The organism is Mesorhizobium sp. WSM4311 (assembly GCF_002295115.1).
In the GTDB taxonomy this organism is placed as follows: Bacteria; Pseudomonadota; Alphaproteobacteria; order Rhizobiales; family Rhizobiaceae; genus Mesorhizobium.
The window spans coordinates 110821-129008 of sequence record NZ_NSFV01000018.1 but is presented as its reverse complement, the minus strand read 5'-3'; the positions used below and the strand labels follow the sequence as shown (position 1 = coordinate 129008).

Below are 18188 nucleotides of genomic sequence, written 5' to 3'. Positions count from 1 at the left end.
TTGGAGCGCCAGATGGCACGCGGAAACTTGCCCGCGATGCGCTCGAGGTCGGCGAAGACACGATAGCGCCGCTCCGCGTGGAGCTGGTCGATCGCTTCTTCGAAGAACCGCTGGTAGTTCATGTCCGCTTCCCAATTTTGCGCGGGATCATAATCATTGGCCTATTGGTCGTCCACCGGGCCGTTTTGGTCAAAATGCCACGCCCCGCACCTGTTCCTAACGATGACGGATCGTGGCCTATTCCCACTCCACGACACGCTTTGTGGATCACTTATGTTTCAGCACGATGCCACATTTGGTGAACGCCGGTTACCAAGGGTTCTAATGGCCATGCGGCAGGCTTTCCAGTAAGGCGGTGTTTGAGACAGTTTCCGATAAATCTTGAGATGCGAGGATGCGGATGACGGTTTTGGTGACAGGCGGCGCCGGCTATATCGGCAGCCACATGGTCTGGGAATTGCTGGATGCGGGTGAAAGCGTGGTCGTGCTCGACCGGCTTTCCACCGGCTTCGAATGGGCGGTGGCGCCGGAGGCAAAGCTCGTCGTCGGCGATGTCGCCGACAAGGAATTGGTCGGCGGGATCATCAGGGACAGTCATGTCGATGCGATCATCCATTTTGCCGGTTCCATCGTGGTCCCCGAATCGGTCGCCGACCCGCTCGCCTACTACGAGAACAACACCTCGAAGACACGCACGCTGATCGAAACCGCGGTGCGCGAGGGCGTGTCGCATTTCATCTTTTCCTCGACCGCCGCCGTCTATGGCGGCGCCGGGCTGGAGCCGGTGCGCGAGGATGCCCGCCTGGCGCCGGAATCGCCCTATGGCCTGTCCAAGTTGATGAGCGAGTGGATGTTGCGCGATGCCGGCCTCGCGCACGACATCCGCTACACGGCGCTGCGCTATTTCAACGTTGCCGGCGCCGACCCCAGGGGTCGCACCGGCCAGTCGACTCCGGGCGCCACCCACCTCATCAAGGTCGCCTGCGAGACCGCGCTCGGCAAGCGTCCCTTCATGCAGGTGTTCGGCACCGACTACCCAACGCCGGACGGCACCTGCATGCGCGACTATATCCATGTCAGCGACCTGGCAGCTGCGCATCGCCTGGCGCTGCAGCGGCTGCGCGCCGGGGGACAGAGCCTCGTCGCCAATTGCGGCTACAGCCATGGCTATTCGGTGCTCGAGGTCATTGAGAGCGTGCGCCGCGCCTTTGGCCGGGATTTCGAGGTGAAGATGGGCGACCGGCGCCCTGGCGACGCCGCTGCGGTGGTCGCCAATTCAGACCTTGCCCGCGCGGAACTCGGCTGGACGCCACAACGCGACGATCTGGACCAGATCGTTGCCGACGCACTCGCCTGGGAACGCATCCTGACCAGCAAGAACTCCGCCCGCGGCTAAGGCAGCCCCCCAAGGGCTCGCAAGGCGCGCGGCGACGCGCTATGGAAGCAGTCGCGACGCGGCGTGGAGGCGCCGTGCCGCCGAGAGCTTTGGGGGATGGCATGAAGATAACGATGCTCGGCGCCGGCGTTGTCGGCACGGCAGCGGCCTATTACCTGGCCGCCGACGGCCACGAGGTCACCGTGATCGAGCGCCATGCGGCGCCGGCGCGGGGCACCAGCCAGTCCAATGCCGGCCTGGTTTCTCCGGGCGACGCCACCGCCTGGGCCTCGCCAGCGGCGCTGAAGACATTTCTGCGCGGGCTCTACAATCATGATCTCGGCATCAAGGTGCGGCTGCGCTTCGATCCCTATTTCCTCGCCTGGAGCCTGCGTTTCCTGCGCCAATGCACGGTGGCCCGCCTGCGCGCCAACAGCCAGGTCAAGCTGCGCCTGGCGCTCTATTCGCGCGACTGCATCAACGCCATCTCGGCCGACACCGGCATCCACTATGACGAGCGCAAGAAAGGCATCCTGTATTTCTTCCGCTCGCAGCACAGCCTCGACACCGGCACCGACAATTACCGCTATCTGGCCGAGCATGGCCTGCCGATCGAGATCGTCGGCCGCGACCGGCTGGTCCAGCTCGAACCGGGCCTTGCCGGGGTGAAGGAGAAGATCGCCGGCGGCGTCTATTCGCCGATCGACCAGACCGGTGATTCCCGGCAGTTCGTGGAAAAGCTCGCCGCCCATGCCGCCGAAAAGCTCGGTGTGAAATTCCTCTACGGCACGACGGTCGAGGGTCTCGACATTGAGGGCGACCGGGTGCGGTCGGTGATGACCTCGGCCGGACCGGTGACGGGTGATGCCGTGGTCATCTCGATGGGGCCGGAAAGCGGTCTGCTCGGCCGCCGCTACGGCATCGACCTGCCGGTCTATCCGGTGAAGGGCTATACCGCGACCATTCCGCTGGAAGACGAGAGCAAGGGGCCGACCATGGGCGGCGCCGACGAGGACCAGTTGATGGCCTATTCGAGGCTCGGCAACCGGTTGCGGCTGGCTTCGACCGCCGAATTCACCGGCTTCGACCGCACCCACAAACCCAGCGACTTTGTCACCATGTTCAGGACTGCCAGGGACCTCTTCCCCGGCGCATTCGACGAGAAGAAGGCGGAGCTCTGGTCAGGGCTGCGGCCAATGATGCCGGGCTCCGTGCCGGTCATCGGTCAGGCGCGCTACAAAAACCTCTATCTCGACACCGGCCACGGCCATGTCGGCTGGACGATGGCCTGTGGCTCGGGAAAATTCCTGGCCGACCTCGTTGCCGGCCGTAAGCCCGAGATCGACCCGCAGGGACTCGTCTACGTCAACTGATGGAGCACTAGTCGTCGTGCTGGCACCGCGTCCATTGGCCCTGCACCCATTCAGCAAGCCAACCACGCTCAAGCCGCCCAATCTGTGCCAGATTGTCCTGCGTGGTGGTCAGATGGCCGAGGCCGACGACTTCGAAATCTTCGCAGTCCGCAGGATGATCATGTGCGCCGCATGTCAGTTGCCACTCGCCATCGGAATGACGGACGACCAGTGCCACCGGTCTCTCCAATCGAAAGACGTGCCCACATACAATTGCTCTGGTTTCCAACATTGAGACCGTCAATTCTAGAAGATGATCTTGAAGATGCACCTGGCCGATAGATTATACAAACCCTGAGAGGAAAAATGTCGGGACCGCAAGTCGCCATCGACCTCGGCCGTATCGAGCGCAACGCACGCACCATTGTTGACCGCTGCGCTTTGTCCGGCATCAAGGTGTTCGGCGTCACCAAGGGCACCTGCGGCATGCCGCAAGTGGCGCGCGCCATGCTGCGCGGCGGCGTCGCCGGCATTGCCGAATCGCGTTTCGAAAACATTCGCCGGCTGCGCGACAGCGGCATCAGCGTGCCGATCATGCTGCTGCGCAGCCCGCCCATGGCGCGCATCGAGGAGGTGGTGCGCACCGTCGACATCAGCCTGCAGTCGGAACTCGCCACCATCCGCGAGATCTCGCGCATCGCCGAGCGCATGGGCCGCGTCCACGACATCATGCTGATGATCGATCTCGGCGACCTCCGCGAAGGCATCTGGCCGAACGACCTGATCCCCACCGTTGAGCGGATCCTCGAGTTCAAGGGCGTGCGCATCGCCGGCATCGGCACCAATCTCGGCTGTTTCGGCGCCATCATGCCGACGCCGGAAAATCTTGGGCAACTCGTCGCCCACGCCTACAAGACGGAGCGCCTGTCGGGCAAAAGTCTCGACTGGATCTCCGGCGGGGCTTCGTCGTCGCTGACGCTGCTGCTCGAAGGCACACTTCCGGCCGGCATCAACAATCTCAGGGTCGGCGAGGCGATCCTGCAAGGCGGCGTCGAAACCTTTCGCGATGTGCCATGGGATGAACTCGAGCCCGACGCGTGCCGCCTGACCGGCGACATCATCGAGGTCAAGCTCAAGCCGTCGCGGCCGATTGGCGAGTCCGGCTACGACGCTTTCGGCAACCAACCGGTCTTTCCCGACGAGGGCGACAGGCTGCGCGCCATCGCCAATATCGGCCGCGAGGACGTGCTGGTCGAAGGGCTGACGCCGATCGCCAGGGGGATCAGGGTGCTCGGCGCCTCCAGCGACCATCTGCTGCTCGACGTGCAGGACGCCGACCCGCGCCCCGCTGTGGGAGATCGCGTCGCCTTTCGCATGAGCTACGGCGCCATGCTGCTGGCGATGACGTCGGAGTATGTCGAGAAGGCGCCGATGCATGACGTCGCGGACTTTTCCGGCCGCAAGATGGTGTCGATCGCGGCCGAACAGGAAGCCGCCGGCATTCTTGCCCGCGAGGGGACCGGTGCGCGGCTGGAGGCGATGAATTTCGACGTCGTGGAACTCACCGATGTCGAGCGGCCGCCCTCGGGGCTGATCCGGCTGAGTGCCGGCGCCGATCGCCGTATCGCCCACAAGGCGCTGACGGCGACAGCGCGCGCGACGCATTCCTTCGGCCTGATCTGGATCGATTCCATTGCCGCGCTGATGCCGGAAGGTGAAGAGGGCATCGACCTGCCGGAAGGTTCGGTGCTGGCCCGTACCCTCGGCCTCGATCACAAGGCCGGCGCGCTGCAGCCGCAGCTGTCGCCGGAAAATGTCGTCATCGTCGGTCTGCGCCATGCCGATCCGGCGGAGGCCCGGGTGCTGAAGGATTCGCGCGTGTCGGCCTTCACCATGACCGATATCGACGCCATGGGCATGCGCGACCTTATGCATGAGGCGATCCGCATCGCCACGTCGGGCACACAGGGCTTTCATCTCAGCTATTCCCCGACGGCGACCGAATTCGCCGGCTGGGCGGCCGGCTCCGGCGGGCTGACCGTGCGCGAGACGCATCAGGCGATGGAGGCGATCGCGCTGTCGGGCGGGCTTTTGTCGATGGATGTTTCGGGGCTGAGCAAGGATATCGAGCCCAGGATCGGCGCTGACACCGTGAACTTCGTCATGTCGGCCTTCGGCAAGCGGATCCTGTGATCAGCCCCGCGACTCGACCGCCGCGCGCCATGCGCTGGCATAGTCGGCCCAGGCCGGGTCGGTCGGCGGTTCCGGCCGCTCGCCTTTGCCGTGCACCGTGACCTGATCGGACGCCAGCAGTGCCGCGCCGATGCTGGTGCCGGTGGCGGCTTCGGAGGCGACGACGGCGCGGCCTGTGCTTGCGGCTAGCATGCCGACGAACAGGCGATTGCGGGCAAACGGGCCTTCGACGGTGGTCGGGCCATCGCCGCCGATCAGCTCGAGGCAGGTCGCCGTCATCAGTGCCAGGTAGAACGAGATGGCGGCAAAGCGCTGGCCATTGTTCATGCCGTCGGCATTGAGCCATGTCGCGGCCTGATGCGGGAACGGCCCTGATCCCTGTTGCGTCGACGGCAGCAGCAATGTCTTCCGCGCGAGCACGGCCCGGACATCATCGTCGGTCCAAGTCTCCGGCCGGCCTTCCGTCAGCACGGAAAACTCGCGGCCGCCCATGAAACGGGCCGAGAGGACGGGGTCGCCCAGCGCATTGACATTGACCAGCGTATCGCGCGCCGCATCCAACGCAATCTCTCTGCCGCCGACCGCCATCGACACCACCCAGGTGCCGGTCGAGACGACCGAGAAGGGTGGCGCGTCGGACAGGAGATGCGGCAGCAGCGAGGCGTTGGAATCGTGCAGGCCGCAGAACACTGGGGTTTGCGCATCAAGGCCGGTGCGCGCGGCAAGCGCTGGCAGGATCGGACCGAGGCGATCCCTGGCCGGCCGCACCGGTGCCATCAGGCGGCGCCAATCCAACCGATCGACCAGCGACGAAAAGTCAGCATGCCATGGATTCCACAGATCGGTGTGGCAACCGAGCGAGGTCACTTCGTTGGCGGCGACGCCGGTCAGGCGCAGCGCCCAGTATTGCGGGTACATCAGAATCGCGGCCGCATGCGCGAACGCGGCCGGAAAGCATTTCTGCTGCCAAAAAAATTGCGCGCCGAGATTGAGGCCGAGCGGCAGGCGCGGTGTGCCGGTCTCGGTGAACGGCGGTCGAACAGCGTCATAGTCCGCCGCCAGCCTGTCGGGGCCGTCGAACTCATAGTCGAGCACCGGCAGCACCAGTTCGCCAGAGGCGTCGACCAGCGCACCTGTCGCGCCATGCGTGGTGATCGAGATGGCGGCGATCGGCTGTTCGCGGTTGAGATCGGCAAGGCTGTCGAGGATGAATGTCCATAGCGCCTCGACATCGTGATGCGGGTAGGGCGCTTGCCGCACCGGCGCATTCGCCATCCGGCGCAGCGCTACCTCGCTCAAGGTTGCGAGGTCGACCAGCGCCACCTTGGCGTTGGTCTTGCCGATGTCGATGACGGCGATGTGGCGCAGAGCACTCATGCCATCTGGAACACAGTTTCCAGCGGCACGGCCACCGGCTCGTTGTCCGGCTTCGTTTCCATGATGTCGGCCATGTGAGCCCACCAGCGCTGCATCACAGGATGCTTCGGCAATTCGGCCATGCCGTGATCGTCGCGCCGCCACAGCACGCCGAACAGGATGTTGGTCTCTTCATCGAGATGGATCGAATAGTCGGACACGCCGGCCTGTTTCAAGAGCGCGACCAGCGACGGCCAGATCTCGTCATGGCGCTTCCTGTACTCGGCCTTCATGCCCGGTTTGAGCTTCATCTTGAACGCGTATTTCTCAGGCATCAGCTGCTACCCCGCAGCCGCCGCCAGACGATCGGCAGCGCGATGACTATGATCAGCAGCACGCCGATGAAGATCGACATGACGATGCCGGGCACGTTGAGCAGGCCGAGCCCAAACGTCACCAGCCCCATGATGAACGCGGCGAGCACGACGCCGACAATGCTGCCGGCGCCGCCGAGGATGCTGACGCCGCCGAGCACCACCATGGTGATGACTTCCAGCTCATAGCCTTGCGCGATCGACGGCCGCGTCGAGCCGAGGCGCGAGGTGATCAGCACCGAGGCTATACCCGACATCAGCCCGGTCAGGCAGAACAGGATGAATTTGATACGCCCGACGCGCACGCCGGAAAACTGCGCCGCGACCGGATTGTTGCCGATGGCGAAGACGCGGCGGCCGAAACTCGTGCGATGCAGGAGGAACCAGTAGACGATGGCGGCGATGAGGAAGAGCACCAGCTCGAACGAGACCACCCACCAGACATAGCCCTGGCCAAAGAAGGCGAAGCTTTCGGGATAGCCCTTATAGGCCTGGTCGCCGAGGATGATGAAGGCGATGCCGCGGAACAGGCTCATCGTGCCGATGGTGACGACGATGGACGGCAAGCCGAGCCGTGTCACCAACAGCCCGTTGAAGGCGCCGCAGCCAAGCCCGACCACAATGCCGATCAGCACCAGCACCGGTGTACCCGCACCCGCCTGCACCGCCATGCCCATCATGGTCGATGCCAGCGCGATGATGGCGGCGACCGACAGGTCGATTTCGCCGGAGATGATCAGCAGCGCCATGGCAAAGGCGATCAGGCCCTTCTCGGTGAAGTTGAAGGTCAGATCGGACAGCGAATAGGGATCGAGGAAATAGGGCGAGGCGAAGCTGTTGATGGCGAAGATGGCGACGGCCACCACGACCAGCAGTGCCTCCCAGGAAAAGATCGCCGAAGACAGCGGCTTGTCGAGCCGGTCGGGAATATGGCGTGGGGCAGGGATGTCGGTCATGCCGCCTCCGCCTTTCTCAGGATGATGCGGCCTTGCTGGCGTTCGCCGCGCGCGTTGAGCACGACGGCCAAGATGATGGCACTGCCCGAAATCGCCATCTGCCAGAAGGGCGAGATGTTGATGACCGGGAGCGCGTTGGAGATGATGCCGAGGAACAACGCGCCAAGCACCGCGCCGCCGACCGAGCCGATGCCGCCGGCGATCGAGATGCCGCCGATGACGCAGGCGGCGATGATGTTGAGCTCATAGCCGTTGGCGACCTCGACCGAGGCGATGACGTAGCGCGAGATCCACAGGTAGCCGGCAAGCCCGCCGATCATGCCGGAGATGCAGAAGACAATGAATTTCGTGCGACCGACATCGATGCCGGTATAGACCGACGCCGTCGGGTTGACGCCGATCGCATAGATCGAGCGGCCGAGCGCGGTGCGCGTCATCAGCACGAAGAACAGCGCGATGACCAGTATGGCGATCCAGGACAGCACCGGAATGCCGAGGAAGGCGGCGCGCTGGAAACCGATGAAATCCGGGCTCATCTTGTCGGCATTGACCCAGGCGCCGCCTGACAGGACGAAGGTGGCGCCGCGATAGATGGTGAGCGTGCCCAAAGTGACCACGATCGAAGGGATGTTCAGCCGCCACACCAGAAGGCCGTTGATGGCGCCGAGCACCAGCCCGACCGCCAGCGCGATGACGATCAGTGCCGGGATCGGGATTGCCGGGTGTGCGGCGTTCAGCATCGCCACCACCATGCCGGTGAAGCAGAGATTGGAGGCCATGGACAGGTCGATCGACCGCGTCAGGATGATCACCATCTGGCCGAGCGCCAGGATCATCAGGATAGAGGTGTCGTTGAATACCTGGCGCAGGTTGCCGGGGTCGGCGAAGGCCGGGAAGCGGGTCGAGATTAGCCCGATCAGCACGATGATGGCCGCGGCCAGCCAGATCTCGCGGTATTTCAGAAAGGCTTTCATGCCGCGATCCCCGCTGCCGTCCGCACCAGCGTCTCGGCGTCCAGCCCCTTATTGTCATAGACCGCCGCGACAAGGCCCTCGCGCATGACCACCACCCGGTCGGACATGCCGAGTATCTCCGGCAGTTCCGACGACACCATGATCACCGACAGGCCCTGCGCCACCAGCTCGGCCATGAAGCCGTGCACGGCGGCCTTGGAACCGATGTCGATGCCCTTGGTCGGCTCATCGAGGATGATCACCTTGGGCGCGGTCGCCAGCCATTTGGCGATGACGATCTTCTGCTGGTTGCCGCCCGACAGCGTGCCGACATCCTGGCTGAGCGACGAGGCCCTGAGATCAAGCCGCTCGGTGTAGGAACGGGCGAGCGAAAATTCTTCGGCCAGCCGCAGCAAGCCAGATTTGGAGGTGCGCTTGAGCGAGGGCAGCGAGACGTTCTGGAAGATCGGCAGGCCGATCACCACGCCTTGCTTGCCGCGCTCTTCCGGCACATAGACGATGCCGGCCTCGATCGAATCCGCCGCCGATTTCGGCGCGATCGTCTTGCCTTCCAGCGTGATCGTGCCGCCCGTGGTGCGGGTGATGCCTGAAATCGCCTGCATCACCTCGCTGCGGCCGGCGCCGACGAGGCCGTAGAAGCCGAGTATTTCGCCTTTGTGTAGTTCGAAGCCGATGTCGTTGAACTCGGTCGGGTGCGACAGGCCGGCGACGGACAGCACCGGTGCACCGATCTCGGCCTTGCGCTGCGGAAAAATATGATCGACCGAGCGGCCGACCATCATGCGCACGATCTGGCTCTGGCCGGCATCCTTGATCAGGCCTTCGCCAACCATCTCGCCGTCGCGGAACACCGTGTAGCGGTCGGCGATGCGGTAGATCTCGTCGAACTTGTGGCTGATGAACAGGATCGCCTTGCCTTCCTCCTTGAGGAATTCGATGAGCAGGAAAAGCTCCTCGATCTCCTTCATCGAAAGGGCTGCGGTCGGCTCGTCCATGATGACGATCTGCGCGTCGATCGACATGGCGCGCGCCACCGCCACGAGATGCTTGTTGGCGATGCCGAGGTCTTTCAAACGCGCATCGGCATCGATATGGCCGGCGTGCATCGTGTCGAGCACTTCGCGGGCATTCTTGCGCATCGTGCGCCAGTCGATGGTGCCTAGCCGTGTGCGCGGCGCGTGGCCGAGAAAGATGTTTTCGGCAACGCTCAGATCGTCGAACAGCACGGTTTCCTGATGGATGGCGGTGACGCCATGGCCGAAGGCGGCATGCGCGCTGGGCAAGCTGACCGCCTGGCCGTCGATGCTGATCGTGCCCGAATCCGGCTGGTAGATGCCGGTCATGATCTTGACCAGCGTCGACTTGCCGGCGCCGTTCTCGCCGATCAGTGCCGTCACCTGGCCGGGATAGAGCGACAGGCTGACATTGTGCAGCGCGCGCACGCCGGGAAAGCTCTTGGAGATGCCGGACAGCGTCAGCCGTGGCGTGGAGGCCGCTGGCCTCTCCTTCACCGTGCCGTGCTGGGCTGTCGTGTCCATGGTCGTATCAAGCCCTGAAACAAGGTCCGTCTAAAATCGCGGCGGGACGTGAGCCCCGCCGCGACGGCTTGAGAGGGTCCCAGATCAATAGATCTTGGAGAACTTCTCGATGTTGGTCTTGTCGAACTGGAAGGGCGGAGCCATCGCAGCCGAGTTGGTATCGTCGAGCGTGACCTTGCCGACGCGGCCGATCGACAGCGTGGCACCGGGCTTGGCCTCTTCCTTCTTCACCGCCAGGTCGTGGGCGAGGTAGACGGCCGAGTAGCCGAGGTCGATCGGGTTCCACAGCGCAACCGCCTGGCTGGCGCCGTTGTCGATGAACTTCTTGAACTCGGACGGCAGCGCAAGGCCGGTGACATTGACCTTGCCGATCAGCTTCTCGTCGGTGACGACCTGGGCGGCGGCAACGACGCCGACGGTTGTCGGCGCGATGATCGCCTTGAGGTTCGGATAGGACTTCAGCAGGCCCTTGGCTTCGTCGGTGCTCTTGGCCGAATCGTCATCGCCATAGACGGTGGCGACAAGCTTGATCTTGGGGAACTTCTCCGGCAGCACCTTCTTGGCCGCGTCGATCCAGGCGTTCTGGTTGGTCGCGGTCGAGGAGGCCGACAGGATGGCGACATCGCCGCCTTCCGGCAGATAATCGGCGGCAAGCTTGATGATGGTCTCGCCGATCAGGCCGGTGTCGGACGGGTTGAGGTGAAGCTGGCGGCCTTCCTTGGCAACGCCCGAATCCCAGGAGATGACGGTGATGCCGCGCTCCATGGCCTTCTTCAGCACCGGCACCAGCGCGTCGGCGTCATTGGCCGAAATGGCGATGGCGTTGACCTTCTGCGCGATCAGCGAATTGACCACTTCGATCTGCGCTTCGGCGGTTGCCTTGGTCGGGCCGGTGTAGATGATGTCGACATCGCCGAGTTCCTTGGCCGCCTCCTCGGCGCCCTTGTTGGCGGCGTCGAAGAAGCCGTTGCCGAGCGACTTCACCACCAGTGCGATCTTGACGTTCTCGGCATAGGCGGCATTCACGAACATGGCGGCCGAGAATGCGGCCGTCACCATCAATTTCTTCAAAAAGCTCATCGCATATCCTCCCTTGAGCGTTGCATTCCATCGCCGCTGCGGGCGTGAGTTGGTCTCAGGCCTGCAGTGAAGATTCTTCCTTTGCCGTCTTGCGGGCGACGATCAGCGTCACGCCCGCGGTCTCCAACATCTTGGCTTCGCGATCCTCGATGCCGTCGTCGGTGATGACGGTGGCGATGCGCGACAGCCCGCACAGGATCAGGCTGGAGCGCTTTCGGAATTTCGAGGAATCGACCAGCACCACCAGCTCGTCGGCCTGGTCGATCAGCTTCTGCTCCGCCTGGATCAGCAGCGGGTCGCCTTCCATCAGGCCGAGCGGTCCAAGCCCTTGGGCGCCCATGAACATGCGGCGCGCGTAGAAATTGCGGGTCACGTCATTGTCGAAGGGCGACAGGATGATGTTCTGCTCGCGATAGATGGTGCCGCCCGACAGCATCACCGTGTTCTTCGAGTGCTTGAGCAGATGCTCGGCGATCGGGAACGAATTGGTGAAGATCGGCATGCGCCGCCCAGTCAGGAAATGCACCATCTGGAAGGTGGTGGTGCCGCCATTGATGATGATCGGCTCGCCATCCCCGCACAATTCGACCGCCTCGCGAGCGATCGCCCGCTTCTGTGAAGCGTTGATCGTTTCGTTGACGGAAAAGGGCCGGCCGGCCAGGCCGATGAATTGCGGCGGCGAAATCGCCTCGGCGCCACCGCGCACCCGGCGCAGGCGCTTCTGGACGTGCAGAGCCGCGATATCGCGCCGGATCGTCGCCTCGGACGACTCCGTCAGGTCGACCATCTCCTGCACCGTCACCACAGGCTTTTCCTGGACGGCGGACAGAATGATCCTGTGGCGCTCTTTTTCGTGCATGGTTCCTCCCTGCCTGGCCATCTAGGCACTCAAAACGAGCAGTGTCAATCATTTCCGATCATATAATTTCATTGTGCAGTGCAATATGATCGATATTGATCGTTTATGATTGACAAGCGAGGCGCTTGCGTAGACATTCCCGGCAAAATGGGCTGCGGCTTTTGCGTCCCAGGGAGGATAACCTATGCTCGACAAGCGCTCCGGCTCGCGCCTTGCCAATTTGTGGGACGATGCGAAGGCCAAGGGGATGAGCGATCCCGAGCTTCTGGTCTATCGCTCGAACACGCTGGGTTCCGACAAGCGCGTCACCAACTATGGCGGCGGCAACACCTCCTCCAAGATATGGCAGAAGGATCCGCTCAGCGGCGAGAACGTCGAAGTGCTGTGGGTCAAGGGTTCGGGCGGCGACAGCGCCTCGATCAAGCTCGACGGTTTTGCCACCCTCTACATGGACAAATTGCGCGCGCTGAAAGGCCTTTATCGCGGCGTCGAGCATGAGGACGAGATGGTGGGATATCTGCCCCACTGCACCTTCAACCTCAATCCGCGCGCGGCCTCGATCGACACGCCGCTGCACGCCTATGTGCCGAAGCCTTTCGTCGACCACATGCATCCCGATGCCATCATCGCCATTGCCGCGGCGAAGGATTCCGAAGCGCTGACCAAGGAGATCTTCGGCGACGCCATCGGCTGGCTGCCATGGAAGCGGCCGGGCTTCGAACTCGGCCTTTGGCTGGAGAAATTCTGCCTCGAACATCCCGCCGCCAAGGGCGTCATCCTCGAAAGCCACGGCCTGTTCACCTGGGGCGACACGCCCAAGGAATGCTACGAGACGACGATTTCGGTGATCAACCAGGCGATCGAGTGGTTCGAACGCCGCTCCGAGGGCCTCGCCATCTTCGGCGGCGAAGTGGTCAAGTCGCTCGATGCCGCTACCCGCCGCGCCATCGCGGCGAAACTGATGCCGAAAATCCGCGGCCTGATCTCGGAAAAGAGCCACAAGCTCGGCCATTTCGACGATTCCGCCGCCGTGCTCGAATTCGTCAACTCCAGGGATTTGCGCCCGCTGGCGGCACTCGGCACTTCTTGCCCGGACCATTTCCTGCGCACCAAGATCCGCCCGCTGGTCATCGAGTTCGATCCGGCGAAGCCCGATGTCGATGCGGTCATTGCGCGCCTAGCCGACGACATCGCCGAATACCGCGTCGGCTACCAGGCCTATTACGACAGCTGCAAGCATCCCGACTCGCCTGCCATCCGCGATCCCAACGCCGTGGTCTATCTGATGCCCGGCGTCGGCATGTTCACCTTCGCCGGCGACAAGGCGACGGCGCGAATTTCCGGCGAATTCTACGTCAACGCCATCAACGTCATGCGCGGTGCCTCGACCGTTTCATCCTATGTCGGCCTGCCCGCCCAGGAAGCCTTCGACATCGAATACTGGCTGCTCGAAGATCTGAAGCTGCAGCGCATGCCGAAGCCGAAATCGCTCGCCGGCCAGATCGCGCTAGTCACCGGTGGCGCCGGCGGCATTGGCCGGGCGACCGCCAACCGCCTGCTGCGCGAAGGCGCCTGCGTGGTGCTGGCCGATATCGATGAGGCTGCACTGGCCAGCGCCAATGAGGAACTGGCGAAGGCCTATGGCAAGGATTTCATCCGCCCGGTGGTGATCAACGTGACCGCGGAAGACCAGGTGGTCTCGGGCTTTGCCGAGACGGCGGTCGAGTTTGGCGGCATCGACATTCTGGTCTCCAACGCGGGTCTCGCCTCCTCGGCGCCGATCGAGGAGACGTCGCTGGCGCTGTGGAACAAGAACATGGACATCCTGTCGACCGGCTATTTCCTGGTCTCGCGGGAAGCGTTCCGACTGTTCCGGGTGCAGAAGATCGGCGGCAATGTCGTCTTCGTCGCCTCCAAGAACGGTCTTGCCGCCTCGCCCAACGCTGCCGCCTATTGCACGGCCAAGGCCGCCGAAATCCATCTCGCCCGGTGTCTCGCCCTGGAAGGCGCGGAAGCGCAGATCAGGGTCAATGTCGTCAATCCGGACGCCGTGCTGCGCGGCTCGAAGATCTGGACGGGCGAGTGGAAGGAACAGCGCGCCGCCGCCTACAAGATGTCTACGGACGATCTTGAAGAGCATTACCGCTCGCGCTCGATGCTGAAGCGCTCGGTCTTCCCGGAAGACATCGCCGAGGCGATCTATTTCTTCGCTTCCGACATGTCGGCCAAGTCGACCGGCAACATCATCAACGTCGACGCCGGCAACGCGCAGAGCTTTACGCGCTGATTTGGAGCGTTTCCCTTCTCCCCGTCTAAGGGGAGAAGGTGCCCGTAGGGCGGATGAGGGGCGGCGCCAGCCGAACACATTCTTGGGAGGAACCAGCACTTGTCCGAAACCATCATTCCCGCCGAAATCGTCGAAAAAGATAACACCGCGCGCAAGCCCGACCTCGAGCGCGACTACGCCTCGCTCGGCGAACGTCTCGACCGCCGCGGCATCGCCATCGACGCCATCCGCGACAAGGTCGAGAAATTTGCGGTTGCCATCCCCTCCTGGGGCGTCGGCACCGGCGGCACGCGCTTTGCCCGCTTTCCCGGCGCCGGCGAGCCGCGCGATATCTTCGACAAGATCGAGGATTGTGCCGTCATCAGCCAGCTGACGCAGGCGACGCCGACCGTCTCGTTGCACATTCCATGGGACAAGGCTGACCCGAACCGGCTGAAGCAGGCGGCCTCGCGCTTCGGCCTCGGCTTCGATGCCATGAATTCCAACACATTCTCCGACGCCAGGGACCAGAAACTCTCCTACAAATTCGGTTCGCTGTCGCACGCCGACGCCGGCACCCGCCGGCAGGCGGTGGAGCACAATCTCGAATGCATTGAGATCGGCAAGACGCTCGGCTCCAAGGCACTGACGGTGTGGATCGGCGACGGCTCGAATTTTCCGGGCCAGGTCAATTTCGCCAAAGCCTTCGAGCGCTACCTCGACGCCATGAAGGAGATTTATGCCGGGCTGCCCGCCGACTGGAAACTGTTCACCGAACACAAGATGTACGAGCCGGCCTTCTATTCCACGGTCGTGCAGGACTGGGGCACCAATTACCTTATCGCCAAGGAACTGGGCGACAAGGCTTTCTGCCTGGTCGACCTCGGCCACCACGCGCCCAATGTCAACATCGAGATGATCGTGTCGCGGCTGATCCAGTTCAAGAAACTCGGCGGCTTCCATTTCAACGATTCGAAATATGGCGACGACGATCTCGACGCCGGTTCGATCGATCCTTATCGGCTGTTCCTGGTCTTCAACGAACTGGTCGATGCCGAACTGTCCGGCGCCGAGGGTTTCGATCCCGCCCACATGCTCGACCAGAGCCACAACGTCACCGATCCGATCGAAAGCCTGATGTTGTCGGCGGTCGAGGTGCAGCGCGCCTATGCACAGGCGCTGCTGGTCGACCGCAACGCGCTGGAAGGTTTTCAGGACGGCAATGACGCGCTGATGGCGACGCAGACGCTGAAGGCGGCCTACCGCACCGATGTCGAGCCGATCCTCGCCATGGCGCGGCTGAAAACCGGGGGCGCCATCGATCCGGTCGCCACCTACCGGGCGGCGGGCTACCGCGCCAAGGTCGCCGCCGAACGCCCGGCTGTTGTCGGCGGCTCGGGCGGAATTGTCTGACACGCCTGTCATATGAATTGATCCGCCTGGCCCACCGTTGGTGGTGGACTCGGCCACTGCGACGGGCTCTTCTAGGCTTCCCCGCCAGGAGAACCCGCCATGCACCTCACCCGTCGGACACTGATCGCCGCCAGTCTTTCCATCACCTTCGCGCTGGCGCCATTGACGAGCGCCTTTGCCGCGTCGCCGGCACCTGCCAAGGGCGAGCACGGCATGGTGGTGACGGCCCAGCATCTGGCGTCGGAAATCGGCGTCGAGGTCTTGAAGAAGGGCGGCAATGCCGTCGATGCGGCGGTCGCTGTCGGCTATGCGCTGGCCGTCGTCTACCCCAATGCCGGCAACATTGGCGGCGGCGGCTTTATGACCATCCGTTTCGCCGATGGCAAATCGACCTTCCTCGATTTTCGCGAGCGCGCGCCGCTGGCCGCGTCCAAGACCATGTATCTCGACAAGGATGGCAACCCGGTGAAGGGCGCCAGCCTCGACGGTTATCTCGCCGTCGGCGTGCCGGGCTCGGTGGCCGGTTTCGAAATAGCGCGCGAAAAATATGGCACACTGTCAAGACAAGAGCTGATGGCGCCGGCGATCGCCTATGCCAGGGACGGTTTCATCCTCAATCAGGGCGATGCCGCCTCGTTCGCCGGCAACGCTGAAAGGTTGGCGAAGGACCCGGCGGCGGCGGCCGCCTTCCTGAAACCCGATGGCAAGCCCTATGGCGTTGGCGAGCGGCTCACCCAACCGGATCTTGCTGGCTCGCTCTCGGCGATATCCGAGAAAGGCCTCGACGCCTTCTACAAGGGCGCCATCGCTGACGCCATCGTCAAGGCGAGCGGCGCCAGGGGCGGCATCCTGGCCAAACAGGACTTCGAGCAATATGCGGTGCGTGAACTGAAACCGGTCACCTGCTCCTATCGCGGCTATGAGATCACTTCCTCGCCGCCGCCAAGCTCCGGTGGCGTCATCATCTGCGAAATCCTCAACGTGCTGGAAGGCTACCCATTGTCCTATCTCGGCGCCGGCTCGGCCGAGACCGTGCATGTCATGGTCGAGGCGATGCGCCATGCCTATGTCGACCGCAACTCCGCGCTCGGCGATCCTGATTTCGTCGACAATCCGGTCTCGAAATTGCTGGACAAGAGCTACGCCAAGGACATCCGCGACAAGATCGACCCATTCCGGGCCGGCGTGTCGCAGGACCTGATGCCGAAGGGTTTTGGCGAGTCGAAGGAGACGACACACTATTCCATCATCGACAAGGACGGCAACGCGGTAGCCGTCACCTACACGCTGAACGGCTCCTTCGGGGCCGGCGTCGTCGCGGGCGGCACCGGCATCTTGCTCAACAACGAGATGGACGATTTCACCCAGAAGCCGGGCGTGCCCAACCTCTATGGGTTGGTCCAGGGCGAGGCCAATGCCATTCAGCCGAAGAAGACGCCGCTGTCATCGATGAGCCCGACCATCGTGGCCAAGGACGGCAAGCCGTTCATGGTCATCGGCAGCCCCGGCGGCTCGCGCATCATCACCATCACGCTGGAAGCGATCGTCAACGTCATCGACCACGGCATGAACATCCAGGAGGCGATCGACGCGCCGCGTATCCACCATCAATGGCTGCCCGATAAAGTCTATGTCGAGCCGTTCGGCCTGTCGCCGGACACCAAAAGACTGCTGGCCGGCATGGGCTACCACCTCGATCTGAGTGACCAGACCTGGGGGCAGGCGGCCGGCATTCTCGTTGGTGGCAAGAGCCTGGCGGAGATCGGGAAGGGCGGCGGCGCGCGCTACAATGGCGCCATCGACAGCCGCGCGGCCTCTGGCGAGGCGCTCGGATATTGATGCCGGGGTGGGTGCTTGGACAGGGTCGCGGCCCGGCAAGGACCGTCAGGTAACCAGCGTGATGGTCGATGCGATCAGCATCAGGGCGGCGATGCCGACGAACAGCGCGTAGATGCGCGGCCGGTCAAGCAGAAGCGCGTTTCCGGAGATCCATGCCGAGGTGGCGCCGCCGAGCGCGAAGAGGAACCCGTTGCGATGGCCGAAGGTCAACGACGCGGCCATCAGCCCGCCGATGATCAGGGCGCCGAACACGATGATCACGGCGACCGCGTATTTCTCGAAATCATTGTTGCCGATCCCTGGTCCGATCGCATTCAGATTGGGCAGGTCGTCCGGATCGAAAGGGTTCGCCGACCCATATTCGTCTTGACCGATCGATTCTCGCATCACTCGTTCTCCGCAGACCGGCAACAAACCATCAACACTTGCCGAGTGCAACCCGATCGCACGTCCCTCTCTGTGTCGACCGTCACCTTCAACACGTTCCGGCGGCGCTTGTCACCGATTTTCCGGCCGCCTGGGTCGAATGCAACACGTGTCCGCGTTTGGATGGCGCCCCACCATCCTATTCTATTTGGACCATGTTCGCGGGAAAAAGATGATGCCGCGCGTC

At 63.4% G+C, this 18188-nt stretch carries 15 protein-coding genes; 6 read left to right on the top strand and 9 right to left on the bottom strand.

Annotation, left to right across the window (positions count from 1 at the left end; all coding sequences use genetic code 11):
* The first annotated feature begins 400 nt into the window (after positions 1-400).
* Both galE and CK226_RS30835 read left to right on the top strand, forming a co-directional pair.
* Entirely contained in the window at positions 401-1396 is a 996-nt protein-coding gene (gene galE / locus CK226_RS30840; protein ID WP_095793846.1) for a UDP-glucose 4-epimerase GalE, read from the top strand.
* 101 nt (positions 1397-1497) lie between these two features.
* Positions 1498-2748 (top strand): D-amino acid dehydrogenase, encoded by a 1251-nt coding sequence (locus tag CK226_RS30835; RefSeq protein ID WP_095793840.1) that lies wholly within the window; start codon positions 1498-1500, stop codon positions 2746-2748.
* Positions 2749-2755: 7 nt separating this feature from the next.
* Here the strand turns inward: CK226_RS30835 and CK226_RS30830 are convergent, their stop codons facing one another.
* A complete protein-coding gene (locus CK226_RS30830) occupies positions 2756-2965 on the bottom strand; it encodes a hypothetical protein (RefSeq protein ID WP_095775211.1) in 210 nt (69 codons plus the stop codon).
* A gap of 128 nt (positions 2966-3093) precedes the next feature.
* Here CK226_RS30830 and CK226_RS30825 point away from each other — a divergent pair, with 128 nt between their 5' ends.
* Positions 3094-4920 (top strand): alanine racemase, encoded by a 1827-nt coding sequence (locus CK226_RS30825; RefSeq protein WP_095793839.1) that lies wholly within the window; start codon positions 3094-3096, stop codon positions 4918-4920.
* Here CK226_RS30825 and CK226_RS30820 read toward each other — a convergent pair whose 3' ends face one another.
* The 7 genes from CK226_RS30820 to CK226_RS30790 all read right to left on the bottom strand — a co-directional run bounded on the left by CK226_RS30820 (position 4921) and on the right by CK226_RS30790 (position 12057).
* Positions 4921-6297 (bottom strand): FGGY-family carbohydrate kinase, encoded by a 1377-nt coding sequence (locus CK226_RS30820; RefSeq protein WP_095793838.1) that lies wholly within the window; start codon positions 6295-6297, stop codon positions 4921-4923.
* Positions 6294-6611, bottom strand: coding sequence for an L-rhamnose mutarotase (rhaM, locus tag CK226_RS30815; protein ID WP_095775214.1), 318 nt, complete (start codon positions 6609-6611; stop codon positions 6294-6296). Before rhaM ends, CK226_RS30820 begins: the two co-directional genes overlap by 4 nt.
* The gene (locus CK226_RS30810; RefSeq protein ID WP_095793837.1) at positions 6611-7606 is read right to left on the bottom strand and encodes an ABC transporter permease; all 996 of its coding nucleotides are present in this window, start codon (positions 7604-7606) and stop codon (positions 6611-6613) included. Before CK226_RS30810 ends, rhaM begins: the two co-directional genes overlap by 1 nt.
* Entirely contained in the window at positions 7603-8580 is a 978-nt protein-coding gene (locus CK226_RS30805; protein WP_095793836.1) for an ABC transporter permease, read from the bottom strand. The genes CK226_RS30810 and CK226_RS30805 overlap by 4 nt, the downstream gene beginning before the upstream one ends.
* Positions 8577-10118: a sugar ABC transporter ATP-binding protein gene (locus CK226_RS30800; protein WP_095789796.1), complete on the bottom strand. Its 1542-nt coding sequence runs from the start codon at positions 10116-10118 to the stop codon at positions 8577-8579. Before CK226_RS30800 ends, CK226_RS30805 begins: the two co-directional genes overlap by 4 nt.
* A gap of 84 nt (positions 10119-10202) precedes the next feature.
* On the bottom strand, positions 10203-11198 hold the full coding sequence (gene rhaS, locus CK226_RS30795) for a rhamnose ABC transporter substrate-binding protein (RefSeq protein ID WP_095775218.1): 996 nt from the start codon (positions 11196-11198) through the stop codon (positions 10203-10205).
* A 55-nt stretch (positions 11199-11253) separates the two neighbouring features.
* The gene (locus CK226_RS30790) at positions 11254-12057 is read right to left on the bottom strand and encodes a DeoR/GlpR family DNA-binding transcription regulator (RefSeq protein ID WP_010913443.1); all 804 of its coding nucleotides are present in this window, start codon (positions 12055-12057) and stop codon (positions 11254-11256) included.
* 184 nt (positions 12058-12241) lie between these two features.
* Here CK226_RS30790 and CK226_RS30785 point away from each other — a divergent pair, with 184 nt between their 5' ends.
* The 3 genes from CK226_RS30785 to ggt all read left to right on the top strand — a co-directional run bounded on the left by CK226_RS30785 (position 12242) and on the right by ggt (position 17575).
* Positions 12242-14344, top strand: a complete 2103-nt coding sequence (locus tag CK226_RS30785) for a bifunctional rhamnulose-1-phosphate aldolase/short-chain dehydrogenase (protein WP_095789794.1) — start codon at positions 12242-12244, stop codon at positions 14342-14344.
* 99 nt (positions 14345-14443) lie between these two features.
* Positions 14444-15736, top strand: a complete 1293-nt coding sequence (gene rhaI, locus CK226_RS30780; protein ID WP_095793835.1) for an L-rhamnose catabolism isomerase — start codon at positions 14444-14446, stop codon at positions 15734-15736.
* Between the two features lie 99 nt (positions 15737-15835).
* On the top strand, positions 15836-17575 hold the full coding sequence (gene ggt, locus CK226_RS30775) for a gamma-glutamyltransferase (RefSeq protein WP_095793834.1): 1740 nt from the start codon (positions 15836-15838) through the stop codon (positions 17573-17575).
* A gap of 45 nt (positions 17576-17620) precedes the next feature.
* Here ggt and CK226_RS30770 read toward each other — a convergent pair whose 3' ends face one another.
* Positions 17621-17962 carry a hypothetical protein gene (locus CK226_RS30770; protein ID WP_095775222.1) on the bottom strand — a complete coding sequence of 114 codons (342 nt, stop codon included), beginning with the start codon at positions 17960-17962 and terminating at the stop codon, positions 17621-17623.
* Between the last annotated feature and the right edge of the window lie 226 nt (positions 17963-18188).

Excerpts from the sequence above, each read along its gene's own strand:
- galE (WP_095793846.1), top strand. The coding sequence starts at position 401 with ATGACGGTTTTGGTGACAGGCGGCGCCGGCTATATCGGCAGCCACATG.
- CK226_RS30835 (WP_095793840.1), top strand. The coding sequence starts at position 1,498 with ATGAAGATAACGATGCTCGGCGCCGGCGTTGTCGGCACGGCAGCGGCC.
- CK226_RS30825 (WP_095793839.1), top strand. The coding sequence starts at position 3,094 with ATGTCGGGACCGCAAGTCGCCATCGACCTCGGCCGTATCGAGCGCAAC.
- CK226_RS30820 (WP_095793838.1), bottom strand. The coding sequence starts at position 6,297 with ATGAGTGCTCTGCGCCACATCGCCGTCATCGACATCGGCAAGACCAAC.
- rhaM (WP_095775214.1), bottom strand. The coding sequence starts at position 6,611 with ATGCCTGAGAAATACGCGTTCAAGATGAAGCTCAAACCGGGCATGAAG.
- CK226_RS30810 (WP_095793837.1), bottom strand. The coding sequence starts at position 7,606 with ATGACCGACATCCCTGCCCCACGCCATATTCCCGACCGGCTCGACAAG.
- CK226_RS30805 (WP_095793836.1), bottom strand. The coding sequence starts at position 8,580 with ATGAAAGCCTTTCTGAAATACCGCGAGATCTGGCTGGCCGCGGCCATC.
- CK226_RS30800 (WP_095789796.1), bottom strand. The coding sequence starts at position 10,118 with ATGGACACGACAGCCCAGCACGGCACGGTGAAGGAGAGGCCAGCGGCC.
- rhaS (WP_095775218.1), bottom strand. The coding sequence starts at position 11,198 with ATGAGCTTTTTGAAGAAATTGATGGTGACGGCCGCATTCTCGGCCGCC.
- CK226_RS30790 (WP_010913443.1), bottom strand. The coding sequence starts at position 12,057 with ATGCACGAAAAAGAGCGCCACAGGATCATTCTGTCCGCCGTCCAGGAA.
- CK226_RS30785 (WP_095789794.1), top strand. The coding sequence starts at position 12,242 with ATGCTCGACAAGCGCTCCGGCTCGCGCCTTGCCAATTTGTGGGACGAT.
- ggt (WP_095793834.1), top strand. The coding sequence starts at position 15,836 with ATGCACCTCACCCGTCGGACACTGATCGCCGCCAGTCTTTCCATCACC.
- CK226_RS30770 (WP_095775222.1), bottom strand. The coding sequence starts at position 17,962 with ATGCGAGAATCGATCGGTCAAGACGAATATGGGTCGGCGAACCCTTTC.